The organism is Pigmentiphaga litoralis (genome assembly GCF_013408655.1).
GTDB classification, from domain to species: Bacteria; Pseudomonadota; Gammaproteobacteria; order Burkholderiales; family Burkholderiaceae_B; genus Pigmentiphaga; species Pigmentiphaga litoralis_A.
Window position 1 is genome coordinate 693,269 of record NZ_JACCBP010000002.1, and the last position, 12,034, is coordinate 705,302.

Below are 12,034 nucleotides of genomic sequence, written 5' to 3' on the forward strand. Positions count from 1 at the left end.
ATTGTCATTCCTGTTTCGATGTCGCCGGCCTCGCGTTCTCATTTGCCTGTCTCGACTTCCTGCCCCGACCTCTGCCGTCCTTGCTCCAGGAGAACACCATGCGCCTTGCCGTCTACAACGTCGAAAACCTGTTCGATCGCGCCAAAGCCATGAACCTCGGCACGTGGGCGCAGGGCCGTGAGGTGCTCGAACAGTTCGCCGCGCTGAACCGCCTCCTGGGCCAGATCCGCTACCGGCCGTCCGACAAGACAAAAATGGCCAAGCTGATCGTCGACCTGGGGATGGCCGCGTCCGACACCGGCCCGTTCGTGCTCCTGCGGCGCAATCGCGGCGGCCTTCTCAAGCGCCCGAAAGGCGGTGGGGTCGAAATCGTGGCCGAAGGCCGCGCGGACTGGGTCGGCTCGCTGGAACTGCGCGATGAACCCATCGACGAACAGGCCATGCGCAACACCGCGCGGGTCATCAACGACCTGGGCGCCGACGTGCTGGGCGTGGTCGAAGCCGAAAACCGGCCCGTGCTGTCGGCCTTCAACGGGCAGATCCTGCCAGCCATCGGGGGCGATGCCTTCCGGCAAGTCATGGTGATTGACGGCAATGACGACCGTGGCATCGACGTCGGCCTGCTGACGCGCGAAGGCTTTCGCATCGGCACGATGCGCAGCCATGTCGACGATCGTCTGCCCAATGGCGAGACGGTGTTCTCGCGCGACTGTCCGGAATTCGAGATCACGACCCCGGATGGCGCCCGATTGGTTGTCCTGGTCAACCATCTGAAAAGCAAGGGCTACGGCGGCAAGGCGTCGTCCGATGCACGGCGCAAGGCGCAGGCGACGCAGGTCGGCGAGATCTATCGCCGTCTGCTGAAAGAGGGGGTCAAGCACATCGCGGTCATTGGCGACCTGAACGACACGCCCGACAGCGCGCCGCTTGCGCCGCTGATCACTGGCACCACACTGAAGGACGCCTTCACCCATCCGGCGTTCGACGACGGTGGCTATCCCGGCACCTACGGCGCCTGTAACGCCTCGAACAAGATCGACTACCTGCTGCTGTCGCCGGCGCTGTACGCCACGGTGCAGGCGGGCGGGGTGCTCCGGACCGGGATGTGGCCCGGCGTCCGGCCACGAAAGTGGGAGACTTTCCCCGAACTGACCCGTCCGGAAGACGCCGGGTCGGATCACGCGGCGGTGTGGGTCGATCTGGACCTGTAAATGTCGGCAGGAGTGGGGCAGGGTCCCAGAGGCGGAAGCCCGCGGGTAAGTGCCTACTACCGGCCGCCACGCAGGGTGTGGACAATCCCCGGACATAACAATGAGACGGGGACGGCTGTCATGACCATGTATTTGCGGGAAGCTCGCTCGGGGCGGAATTGCGACACGCGACCAGACCAGGCCGCCCTGGCCGCCGCCTTGCTCACCGCGCTGTGCGTCTCCGCGACGCTTCCGACCACCGCGCACGCCCAGACCGGCCCGTACCCCAACCGGCCGATCAAGATGATCGTGCCGGTTGCGCCAGGCGGCGGGGCGGACGCCGTTGCGCGCATGGTGGCCGACAAGATGTCGCAATCCCTGGGCAAAACGATCGTCGTCGAAAACAAGGCGGGCGGATCTGGATCCATCGCGTCAATCGAAGTCGCGCGTGCCGAGCCGGACGGCTACACCCTGGTCCAGTGTTATGTCGCCACCCACAGCACCAACCCGGCCGTCCTCAAACTGAGCTACGACCCGATCGCCGACTTTGCGCCGGTCGGCATGATGGGCAAAACGTCCAACGTGCTGGTGGTTAGCAGCGATTCCACCGCCAAGACCCTGCAGGACTTCATTTCCCTGGCGCGCGCCAAGCCCGGCGTGCTGAACTTCTCATCGGCGGGCGCCGGGTCCGCCACTCACTTGATCATGGAATACCTGGAAAACCAGGCCAAGGTGGATCTGACCCACATCCCCTACAAAGGCGCCGCGCCCGCCATGCAGGACCTGCTGGCCGGCCGGGTCGATGCCATGTTCCCCAGCCTGACGACCGCCTTGCCGCATATCAAAAGCGGCAAGCTGCGTGCACTGGCAGTTGCGTCCGAAGCGCGGGACCCCGCCGCGCCCGAGGTGCCGACGGTTGCGGAACAAGGCTTTCCGGGCTTCAGCGCGATTCAGTGGTGGGGCCTGTGCGCGCCCGCCAAGACGCCGGCGCCGGTCGTTGCGACTCTCAACAAAGCGTTGAACGACGCGTTGGGGCAGCCGGCCATCCAGGCGCGGTTTGTCGAAATGGCTGCGGAGCCCACCCCCATCTCGCCCGCGCAGTTTGGCGCGTTCCTGAAAGAAGAAGCGGGCAAGTGGAGCAAGCTGGTGAAGGACACGAACCTGAAGGTGGATTGATTCGCTGACGCCGGCCCGGCGATGGCCTTTCGCGCGATCGCGCGGCGTCAGCTGAGGTCAAGCGTCTGGCGTATCGTCCGGCAGCCGCTTCCCATAGGCCTTGCCAAGGCCGATCCCGAACCCCGCCCACACCAGCGCCAGTGCAGCGCCGACCAGCGCCGCGGGCCCGGCGCCTGCACCCAGCGCGTCGATCCCGGCCTTCGCCCATCCGCTGACGGCATCGCCCGCGCGGTACACGGCCGTGTCGATCACGTTCTTGGCCTTGTACTTGGTCTCGGCATCCACCACGGTAAACAGCATCTCCCGGCCCGGTCGGATCAGCGCGTATTCGCCCACGCGCCGCACGATCATGACGATCACCAGCACACTGAAGATCGGCATGACGGCCAGGGCGACAAAGCCCAGCGCGATCGCCAGCGGGATGGCCGCGAGCAACATCCGCAAGCCAAAGCGCTGGGCCAGCCGGCCGGTCACGCCCAGCTGAATCAGGATGGTCAGCGCCTGCACAACGGCATCGATGGTGCTGAAAATCTCGGCCTGCCGCACGCGATCCGGAAACTGTTCCGCCACCAGACGTGCCTGTTCGAAATACAGGAAGGTGCTTGCCGTGGCGAGCAGAATCACGAAGGCGCTGATGCCAAGCAGGTAGGGGGAACGCAGCACGCTAACGAATCCCGCCCACGACGATCCGCCCAGGGGGCGCGCGGGATTGTCGGGCTCGCCCTGGGCCGCGGCGCCGTGCCGCGTGCGCCAGCCCAACAGCCAGGCGACGCAGGCCAGGCTGGCGCCCAGCAACATGGCTGACAGCAGCAACAGACCCGAAAAGCCGATCGCCCGCACCAGCAGTCCGCCCAGCACCGGGCCGACCAGACCGCCCACGCTGGCCCCCGCGGCAATCGGGCCGAACAGGCGGCGCGCCTGGCCGGGCTGGCAGACGTCGGCCAGGAAGCTCCACGCGACCGACACCACGAACAGGTTGTAGACCGACACCCAGACGTAGAACACACGGGCGAGCACGACGCTGTCAGCAGCGACGTAAAAGGCCGCGGCGAACGCGGCCAGCTGCACCATGAATGCCGCGTACAGCCACGGCACCAGGCGTGCCCGGCGCACCCTGGCGGCGAACGCGCCATAGATCGGCACCGCCACCAGCATGACCACGAAAGTTGCGGTGAACAACCATTGCAGATGCTGCACGCCGCCCGTGATGCCCATGGTTTCGCGCACCGGCCGCAACATGAAGTAGCCGGCGAACAGGCAGAAGAACAACAGGAAGCCGGCGACGACGGCGGGGCGTTCGTTGGGCAGCAGGCCGGCCAGGCGCGCGCGCAGGGCAGGGGGCGACTCCGCATGCGAGAAGGAGGACGGCAGACCGGAGGGAAGAACGGGGGGCGACGGGTCGGGCACGGGAATCCGGGAGCAGTGACACTGGATCGACGGTAGCGTGCATGGGTCTCGACGACAAGCCTCGATCGCCGGGCCTGCACCTCTGTTGCCGCCAGCGCGAATGGATGAGCATGCTCACGAATCTTGCCTGTCCGAATCCCCTATCATGGCGCGATCAGGCAGCGGCGCTGCCACCCCCCTGACAAGGACGTGACCAATGACGACATCCACCGTGGGAATCTGCATTGCGGGCGAAGGCGCGATGGGCGAAACGCATGCCAAAGTGCTGTCCGCCATGCCGGGCGTCCGGCTGACGGCAGCCGCAGTCGGCGACCCGGTGCAGGGCGCTGCCTTTGCCGCCAAGTACGGCATCCCCTTTCATTCCACCCACCTGGCGGAATGCGTGGCCCGACCGGACGTTGACGCCGTGGTGCTGGCAACGCCGTCGGGCCTGCACACCGACCACGCGCTAAGCGTGATCGGCGAAGGCAAACCCGTGCTGCTGGAAATCCCCGCCGCGCTGAACCTGCCTGACACGCTGCGGCTGGCCGCGGCGCAGGAAGCGTCAGGCGTGCCGCTCATGGTCTGCCACAGCCGCCGCTTTGGCGCGCCGCACCGGCTGATCCGCGATCGCATCCGCGACGGCAGCTTCAAACTTCATCACATGGTGGTGGAGACCTACTTCTTGCGCCGCACGAACCTGAATATGTTCGGGCAGCCGCGCACCTGGGTGGACAGCTTGCTGTGGCATCACGCGTGCCATTCGGTGGACCTGGCGGTCTGGCTGCTGGATGAGCCGGACTTTGTCGTGCAGGCGCAGCAGGGGCCGGATCATCCGGAACTGGGCGTGCCCATGGACATGAGCATCGTGATGCGTTCGCCGCGCACGGGCGTGCTGTTCACGATGGCCATGTCCTTCAACAACAAGGGGCCGTTTGGCGGCTTCTATCGCTACATTGGCGAAGAAGACACCTACCGCGCGTGGCGGGACGAACTGCGTGGGTCGGATGACCAGCTGATTGCGCTGGATGCCGAGCCTGCGTTCGACCGGCAGGACCGCGCGTTCATCGAAGCCGTGCGCAATCAAAGCACGCCCGAAAGCGACATTCATTCGGTGATCCCGTCGATGCGGCTGCTCGATGCGATCGAAAGGTGCATTGGCCAAAACCAGGCTCGCTGAGACGGCCGCGTGAAGTCACCCGTGGGCGGCCCGATTATCGGGTGTGCCGCCACGCGCACCTGCTGCGCTGGACGTTCACCACGCGCATGCCGGGCCGGGCGGCTCGGCACGTAGCCGCTGCACCGACCTGGCTTCGTTACGTCGCCGTTTCTTACTTCGCCGTCGGCATCACGAACTCCGCGCCCTTGCCGATGCTCTCCGGCCAGCGCTGCATGATGCTCTTCTGGCGGGTGTAGAAGCGCACGCCTTCTTCGCCATAGGCATGCATGTCGCCGAACAGCGACCGCTTCCAGCCGCCAAAGCCATGCCATGCCATCGGCACCGGAATCGGCACGTTGATGCCGACCATGCCCACTTCGATCCGGCGGCCGAACTCGCGCGCCACGTTGCCATCGCGCGTGAAGCAGCTCACGCCATTGCCGAACTCATGGGCATTGATCAAGGCCACCGCTTCGGCCAGGTCCTTCACGTGCACGCACGACAGCACCGGGCCAAAGATCTCTTCCTTGTAGATGCGCATGTCGGGCGTGACGTCGTCGAACAGCGTGCCGCCCAGCCAGAAGCCGTCGGTGCAGCCGTCGCCCGCCGTGCTGCCATCAAAGTTGCGACCGTCAACCAATAGCGTCGCGCCTTCCTGTTCGCCCAGTTCGATGTAGCCGGTGATGCGCGCCTTGGCGGCGGCCGTCACGATGGGGCCCATTTCGGCGTCCAGGTTCGTGCCGTTCAGGATCTTCAATGACCGTGTGCGCTCGATCAGCTTGGGCAGCAGTCGCGCGCCCACGTCGCCCACCAGCACGGCCACGCTGATCGCCATGCAGCGCTCGCCAGCCGACCCGTAGCCTGCGCCGACCAGCGCGTCCACGGCCTGGTCCAGATCCGCGTCGGGCATGACCACCATGTGGTTCTTGGCGCCGCCCAGGGCCTGCACCCGCTTGCCATTGCGCGCGCCGGTTTCGTAGATGTAATTGGCAATTGGCGTCGATCCCACAAAGCTGATCGCAGCGACGTCCGGGTGCGCCAGCAGCGCGTCAACAGATTCCTTGTCGCCCTGCACGACGTTGAAGACGCCATCGGGCAGGCCCGCGCGCTTGAGCAGGTCAGCCATCATCAGGGACGCACTGGGGTCGGTCGGGCTGGGCTTGAGCACAAAGGTATTGCCGGCGGCGATCGCGACCGGGAACATCCACATCGGTACCATCACCGGAAAGTTGAAGGGGGTGATGCCCGCGACGACGCCCAGGGGCTGGCGCATTGTCCAGTTGTCGATGCCGGTGGATACCTGGTCGGTGTAGTCGCCCTTCAGCAGCTGCGGAATCCCGCAGGCGAATTCGGCAATGTCGATCCCGCGAGCCACTTCGCCCTGGGCGTCGGTAAAGACCTTGCCGTGTTCGGCGGTGATCAGGTGAGCAAGCTCATCTTTGTGCGCGTTCAGCAATTCCACGAACTTGAACATGACCCGCGCGCGGCGGATGGGCGGCGTGTCGGCCCAGGCCGGGAACGCGGCGCGGGCAGACGCCACCGCGTGGTCCACATCGGCCGAATTTGCCATCGCCACTTCGGCGCTCAGCGCGCCGGTTGCCGGATTGAACACCGGGCCGCTGCGGCCACTGGTGCCGGGCGAGGGCTGCCCCGACACCCAATGGGCCACCTGGGCAACCGTGTTGACCGGATCGTTCTTGGCAGAGATGTTCATGTCGCTTCCTTGTCGTTGATGGCGGGCGCCTGCGCTGGGCCCCCGAGCCAGGCAAGTGTAGGGCGGTCGCGGGGCTTTGATAATCCGGGTATTCTTGATTTGATTGTTCAGAAAAATGAACAGTTGATCTTGGCGGACGAAGTGCGCGTTGCCGCGCCTCGGCCACTATGCCGGCGTCGCACCGGCGCCACTGGCCCTCAAGGAATGCCCCGATGTCGACCGCCACGCTTGCCACCCTCGTGGCCGACCTGCACCTGCTGACCGTGCTGGCCGAAACGCGCAGCTTCACGCAGACCGCGCAGCGCCTGGCCATCTCGAAGGCCTCCGTCAGCATGCGCATCGGCGACCTGGAACGCCATGCAGGCGTGCCGCTGGTGCGCCGCACGACCCGGTCCGTCAGCCTGACCGAAGCCGGACAGCAGCTGGTCAACGACACGCGTCCCGCCTTTGGCCGGATCGACGACAGCTTTACCGCCGTGCAGGACCAGGCCGGCTCGCCCCGCGGCGTGGTTCGCGTCACCGCCCCCGTTGCGCTGGGCCGGCAACATATTGCCCCGCGCCTGGCCGAGTTCCTGCGCGCCTTTCCCGATATCACGGTCGAACTCGAACTGACCGACCGCTTCGTCAACTTCGCGCAAGAAGGCTTCGACCTGGCGATCCGCCACACCAGTACGCCCCCCGACACCTACGTGGCCTGGGTGCTGTCCGACACCCGATCCCTGCTGGTTGCCAGTCCCGCCTATCTCAAACGGCGCGGCACGCCCGCCCACCCGACCGAACTTGCTGCGCATGACTGCCTGCTGTACCTGGGCGGGCACGCCGACACCTGGACCTTCTCGCGGCCGGCCGCGCGCAAGGCGGGGCAGCCCCTCAGCGTGACGGTGTCGGGCCCCTTGAAAGCCAACAACAGCGAAGTGCTGCGCGAAGCCGTATTGGATGGCCTGGGCATCGGACTGCTGCCGGACTTCAGCGTCGCCCCAGGCAATGCGGGCGGCACCGGCAATGCGGGCAGCACCGGCAACGCAGTCGCGTCACGCCGCCTGGTTGCCGTCCTGCCTGCCTGGCGCGCGCACGGTTTTTTTGGCGAACGTATCTACGCCTTGCGCCCCCGCAGCCACCAGGTGCCGCGCGCGGTGCAATGTTTTGTCGAGCACCTGCGCACGACGATGGCGGGCGGCTACCCGGCGGCCTTCATGAACGACTGATCACCCCTCGGCCGCCACGTCCCGCAGCGCATCCAGCAGCTTGACCGCCGGTCCCGACAGCACCCCCTGACGCCGCCGGAACACCATCAAGCGGCGATCCCTGGGCGCGCCTTTCACGCTCAGCGCCTGCACCAATCCGGCCAGGCGCTCCGCGTCATACATGGGCCGCGGCATCCAGCTCAAAAAGCCCGCGTGTGTCACCAGGCTCTTGATCGCAATGATCGAACGCGTCTCGACTACGACATCCGGACCGGGCAAGCCTTGCTCGCGGAACAGGCCCACCACTTCGGCAAAGGGCGCCGTGCCTTGCGGCGGCAAGACCCACTTGTGGCCGATCAGGTCGGTCACCTGCAAGGGCCCGCGCGCGCGCAGCGGGTGGCCGACGGCCGCGATGACGTCGCTGGTGTCATGCCATTCGGCATCGGGGATCGCGCAGATGGCCTCGTTCTCGGTCAACGACACGCCAATGGCCAGGTCGATCTCGTGTTTGAGCAAGGCATCGGTCAGCAGGTCGCCAACCCCTTCCACGATGTGGACCTGCAGATTCGGCCAGCGCGCCAGCACCCGGGCAATGGCCAGCGGCAGGATCAGGCTGATCGCGCTGGCCACCGCGCCGACCCGTATGGTCCCCTTGGCCAGGCCGCGCAAGGCATCGATTTCTTCGGTGGCCTGATCGGCTTCGTGTTGCAGCACCTTGGCATGAGGCAGCAGGGCATGGCCAAACGGCGTCAGCACCATGCCGGTAGTGTGGCGCTCGAACAGGGGGGCGCCCACCTGATCTTCCAGCCGCTTGATCGTGCGGCTCAAGGCAGGTTGGGTGATGTTCAGCGTCTGGGCAGCGCGGCCCAGGGTGCCGTGGTGGGCCACGCATAGAAAGGCGCCCAGCTGTCGGATATCCAAAGTCATGCAAAACGGTAATGACTTTTGGTCGAAAAGGCAATATTCAAGCAAGGGAGCGATCGCCATACTGCGGGCACAGATCGTCGCCAGACGACGCCCACTCACCCTCAGGAGACACGCTTGACCGCGCCTTCCCCCGTGTCCGCACGCGCCACTATCAGCGCGACAGAATCAACTCCTTCAGCCCCACAGACCACCGTTCGGGAAGCCGTCCTGGATCTGCTGCGCGCCTTCGGCATGACCACCATCTTCGGCAACCCGGGGTCGACCGAGCTGCCGCTGTTCCTTGATTTTCCGGACGATTTCGAATACGTCCTCGGCTTGCAGGAAGCCGTCGTGGTCGGCATGGCCGACGGCTACGCGCAGGCCAAGCGCAACGCCGCGTTCGTGAACCTGCATTCGGCAGCCGGTGTCGGCAATGCGATGGGCAACATCTTTACGGCGCACAAGAACCGCACGCCCATGGTGATCACGGCCGGCCAGCAGGCCCGCTCCATCCTGCCCTTCGACCCCTTCCTGTTTTCGAACCAGGCGACCGAACTGCCCAAGCCCTACGTGAAGTGGAGCTGCGAGCCGGCGCGTGCCGAAGACGTGCCGCTGGCCATTGCGCGGGCCTACTACATTGCCATGCAGGAACCGCAAGGCCCGGTGCTGGTGTCGGTCCCGGCCGATGACTGGGCGCGCACCTGCGAGCCGGTGGCGCCGCGTGTGGTCAGTTCCGTGGTCCGCCCCGACGCCGCCGTGCTGGCGACCATTGCCCACAAACTGGATGCCGCCCAGCGTCCGGCCTTCGTGATCGGCGCCGCCGTGGACCGCAGTGGTGCGTGGGACGAGGTGCTGCAACTGGCCGAACGCCACAACGCCGCAGTGTTCGTGGCACCCATGTCGGGCCGCTGCGGGTTCCCGGAAGACCATCGTCTGTTCAGCGGCTTCCTGCCCGCCATGCGCGAAAAGATCGTCAGCCTGCTGAACGGTCACGACGTGGTCTTTGCGCTGGGCGCGCCGGCCTTCACGTATCACGTCGAAGGCTTCGGCCCGCACCTGCCCGAAGGCGCGGAACTCGTGCAACTGATCGACGATCCCTCCATTGCCGCCTGGGCCCCGGTCGGCACATCGGCAGTCGGCAACATCAAGGCCGGCGTGCGGGATCTGCTGGACCTGAGCCAACCCGCGCAACGCGATCTGCCGCCACTGCGCGTGCCGGCGCCGCGCGCCGAACCCACGCCGGTCATGTCGGCCGCCTTTGCCTTGCAGACCCTGGCCGAAGTGCGCGATGCGCATTCGATCATCGTGGAAGAGTCGCCCAGCGCGCGGCCGGTCATGCACCGCTACCTGCCGATGCTGCACAGCGAAACCTTCTACACCATGTGCAGCGGCGGGCTGGGCCACAGCATGCCCGCAGCCGTGGGCGTGGCGCTGGCCAAGCCCGATCAAAAGATCATTGCGCTGATCGGTGACGGGTCGGCCATGTATTCGATCCAGGCCTTGTGGACCGCGGCGCGTCTGCGTCTGCCCATCACCTTTATCATCATCAACAACCGGCGGTATGCGGCGCTGCAGGAGTTTGCATCCACCTTCGGTTTCAAACCCGAAGACCCGCTGGTAGGAACGGCCTTGCCTGATCTGGACTTCATTGCGCTCGCCCGCGGGCATGCCATGCGCGGTGTGCGTGTCGAAGATCCGGCCACGCTGCACGATGTGCTGCGCGAGGCACTGGCCAGCCCTGAACCGATCCTGGTCGATATCCAGGTCGGCTGATCGCTCGCGCATGCACCCATAACAAAGACAAGGAGAACTCTTGATGACCGCAATCACCATGTTGATCGACGGCGCCCGTGTGGCCGCCAGCAACGGCGCCACCTTCGAACGGCGCAATCCGCTTGATGGCGAAGTCGCGACCCAGGCGCCCGCCGCCACGGTGGAAGACGCCGTGCGCGCCGCCGATGCCGCCGCTCGGGCTTTCGAAACCTGGCGCCACGTCGGCCCGAGCGAGCGCCGCGCGCTGCTCATGAAAGCCGCCGCCGCGCTTGAAGCCAAGACCGATGCCTTTATTGCGGCGATGGCCGCGGAGACCGGCGCATCGGCCATGTGGTCCGGCTTCAACGTGCACCTGGCCGCCGGCATGTTCCTGGAAGCCGCCGCGCTCACCACGCAGATCAGTGGCGAAATCATTCCGTCGGACGTGCCCGGCAGCGTGGCCATGGCCGTGCGCCAGGGCGCAGGGGTCGTGCTGGGCATGGCGCCATGGAACGCACCGGTGATCCTGGGCGTGCGCGCCCTGGCCGTGCCGCTGGCTTGCGGCAACACCGTCGTGTTCAAGGGATCCGAAGTCTGCCCGGCCACCCATGGCCTGATCGTCGACGCGCTGGATGAAGCCGGCTTCCCCAAAGGCGTCGTCAACTTCATTACCAATGCCCCGGCCGATGCGGGCGCCGTGGTCGAAGCCGTGGTGGCGCACCCGGCCGTGCGCCGCGTCAACTTCACGGGCTCGACGCGGGTCGGCAAGATCATTGCGATGACCTGCGCCAAGTACCTGAAGCCGGTGGTACTGGAGCTGGGCGGCAAGGCCCCGCTGGTGCTGCTGGACGATGCCGATATCGACGCAGCCGTGAACGCCGCGGCCTTTGGCGCCTTCGCCAACTCGGGCCAGATCTGCATGTCGACCGAACGGATCGTGGTCGACCGCGCCATTGCCGATGAATTCGTGGCCAAGTTCGCGGCCAAGGCCAGCGCGCTGCCGCTGCAGGACCCGCGCAAGGGCCCCGGCGTATTGGGGTCGGTGGTGGACATGAGCACGGTCGAACGCTGCAACGCCTTGATCGATGACGCACTCGCCAAAGGCGCCAAACTGGTGTGCGGCGGCAAGGCCGAAAACACGTTGATGCCCGCAACGATTCTGGATCACGTCACGGCCGACATGAAGATCTATTCCGAAGAATCCTTCGGTCCGGTCAAGGCAGTGGTACGCGTCAGCGGTGTCGACGAAGCGGTGGCCTCGGCCAACGACACGGAATACGGCCTGTCGTCAGCCGTGTTCGGCCGCGACGTGTCGCGCGCCATGCTGGTGGCGCAGCGCATCGAATCGGGCATCTGCCACATCAACGGCCCGACCGTGCACGACGAAGCGCAGATGCCGTTTGGCGGCGTCAAGGCCAGCGGTATCGGCCGCTTCGGCGGCAAGGCCGGCATCCACGAGTTCACCGAACTGCGCTGGATCACCCTGCAAACCACGCCGCGTCACTACCCGTTCTGACGCAGCACAGGCCGGCGCCTTCCGTGCGCCGGCCGGAACTTCCGCACGCGG

9 protein-coding genes are annotated in these 12,034 nt (G+C 66.2%); 6 read left to right on the plus strand and 3 right to left on the minus strand.

Annotation, left to right across the window (positions count from 1 at the left end; all coding sequences use genetic code 11):
* Positions 1-98 precede the first annotated feature (98 nt).
* Positions 99-1,211 (plus strand): endonuclease/exonuclease/phosphatase family protein, encoded by a 1,113-nt coding sequence (locus tag HD883_RS23205; RefSeq protein ID WP_179589323.1) that lies wholly within the window; start codon positions 99-101, stop codon positions 1,209-1,211.
* A gap of 120 nt (positions 1,212-1,331) precedes the next feature.
* Positions 1,332-2,366 carry a Bug family tripartite tricarboxylate transporter substrate binding protein gene (locus HD883_RS23210; protein WP_179589324.1) on the plus strand — a complete coding sequence of 345 codons (1,035 nt, stop codon included), beginning with the start codon at positions 1,332-1,334 and terminating at the stop codon, positions 2,364-2,366.
* Between the two features lie 57 nt (positions 2,367-2,423).
* Here the strand turns inward: HD883_RS23210 and HD883_RS23215 are convergent, their stop codons facing one another.
* Entirely contained in the window at positions 2,424-3,737 is a 1,314-nt protein-coding gene (locus tag HD883_RS23215; RefSeq protein WP_373563470.1) for an NTP/NDP exchange transporter, read from the minus strand.
* Between the two features lie 232 nt (positions 3,738-3,969).
* Here HD883_RS23215 and HD883_RS23220 point away from each other — a divergent pair, with 232 nt between their 5' ends.
* Positions 3,970-4,932 (plus strand): Gfo/Idh/MocA family oxidoreductase, encoded by a 963-nt coding sequence (locus tag HD883_RS23220; RefSeq protein WP_179589325.1) that lies wholly within the window; start codon positions 3,970-3,972, stop codon positions 4,930-4,932.
* Between the two features lie 151 nt (positions 4,933-5,083).
* Here HD883_RS23220 and HD883_RS23225 read toward each other — a convergent pair whose 3' ends face one another.
* Entirely contained in the window at positions 5,084-6,625 is a 1,542-nt protein-coding gene (locus HD883_RS23225) for a CoA-acylating methylmalonate-semialdehyde dehydrogenase (RefSeq protein ID WP_179589326.1), read from the minus strand.
* A gap of 212 nt (positions 6,626-6,837) precedes the next feature.
* On the opposite strand from HD883_RS23225, the gene HD883_RS23230 reads away from it, so the two are divergent.
* On the plus strand, positions 6,838-7,830 hold the full coding sequence (locus tag HD883_RS23230; RefSeq protein WP_179589327.1) for a LysR family transcriptional regulator: 993 nt from the start codon (positions 6,838-6,840) through the stop codon (positions 7,828-7,830).
* On the opposite strand, the gene HD883_RS23235 is transcribed toward HD883_RS23230, so the two are convergent.
* Positions 7,831-8,736: a LysR family transcriptional regulator gene (locus HD883_RS23235; protein ID WP_179589328.1), complete on the minus strand. Its 906-nt coding sequence runs from the start codon at positions 8,734-8,736 to the stop codon at positions 7,831-7,833.
* 150 nt (positions 8,737-8,886) lie between these two features.
* On the opposite strand from HD883_RS23235, the gene mdlC reads away from it, so the two are divergent.
* Both mdlC and HD883_RS23245 read left to right on the plus strand, forming a co-directional pair.
* Positions 8,887-10,488, plus strand: coding sequence for a benzoylformate decarboxylase (gene mdlC / locus HD883_RS23240; RefSeq protein ID WP_373563471.1), 1,602 nt, complete (start codon positions 8,887-8,889; stop codon positions 10,486-10,488).
* 43 nt (positions 10,489-10,531) lie between these two features.
* Complete coding sequence (locus tag HD883_RS23245) at positions 10,532-11,983, plus strand: aldehyde dehydrogenase (RefSeq protein WP_179589330.1); 1,452 nt, start codon at positions 10,532-10,534, stop codon at positions 11,981-11,983.
* Positions 11,984-12,034 lie beyond the last annotated feature (51 nt).

Excerpts from the sequence above, each read along its gene's own strand:
- HD883_RS23205 (WP_179589323.1), top strand. The coding sequence starts at position 99 with ATGCGCCTTGCCGTCTACAACGTCGAAAACCTGTTCGATCGCGCCAAA.
- HD883_RS23210 (WP_179589324.1), top strand. The coding sequence starts at position 1,332 with ATGACCATGTATTTGCGGGAAGCTCGCTCGGGGCGGAATTGCGACACG.
- HD883_RS23220 (WP_179589325.1), top strand. The coding sequence starts at position 3,970 with ATGACGACATCCACCGTGGGAATCTGCATTGCGGGCGAAGGCGCGATG.
- HD883_RS23225 (WP_179589326.1), bottom strand. The coding sequence starts at position 6,625 with ATGAACATCTCTGCCAAGAACGATCCGGTCAACACGGTTGCCCAGGTG.
- HD883_RS23230 (WP_179589327.1), top strand. The coding sequence starts at position 6,838 with ATGTCGACCGCCACGCTTGCCACCCTCGTGGCCGACCTGCACCTGCTG.
- HD883_RS23235 (WP_179589328.1), bottom strand. The coding sequence starts at position 8,736 with ATGACTTTGGATATCCGACAGCTGGGCGCCTTTCTATGCGTGGCCCAC.
- HD883_RS23245 (WP_179589330.1), top strand. The coding sequence starts at position 10,532 with ATGACCGCAATCACCATGTTGATCGACGGCGCCCGTGTGGCCGCCAGC.